Annotated in this window: 1 protein-coding gene; it reads right to left on the minus strand. The window is 59.8% G+C overall.

Annotated elements, in window-relative coordinates; translation table 11 throughout:
• Positions 1 to 121: 121 nt before the first annotated feature.
• A partial coding sequence (locus tag KHA85_RS16890) for a pyridoxamine 5'-phosphate oxidase family protein (RefSeq protein ID WP_213186683.1) occupies positions 122 to 435 on the minus strand: 314 nt, incomplete at its 5' end.

The following is a 435-nucleotide window of genomic DNA, read 5'->3' on the forward strand; positions in this document are numbered from 1 at the left end:
TCATGGAACAGGGTTGAGCCGGCCCCCGTTAAAGAAGACTGAGCCGACTCTCCGCGCCGTCGGCTATGAAGCTTCATGAAGGCCCGAACCGCGAGAGCGATCCGGGCCTACTGAACTAGTCTCAGTTACCTTTCGGCTCCGGCCCGAAGGCAAAGGTGCGTCCGGTGATCTGATCAGCCTCGACACGAACGTAATTGCGCTTAACAGTGGGAACCCAGGGGAGTAGCGGCATCTTGTCGCACAGGGCAAGCTCGGCGTCGTCAGTGATGATTTCGGCCTTGCCACGCAAAACGACCGACCAGCCGGCCTCCTCGGTCCAGCCGTCCGCCTCGAAGGCGACGCGGTTGTTCGTGACTATGTCCTCCAGTTTGCTACCAGCAGCAGTGCGGAAGACGATGCTCTGTCCGTCAACGACGTAGTTGACGGGGAATACCT

The sequence above is a fragment of the Dietzia massiliensis genome (assembly GCF_018390595.1).
Classification (GTDB): Bacteria; Actinomycetota; Actinomycetes; order Mycobacteriales; family Mycobacteriaceae; genus Dietzia; species Dietzia massiliensis.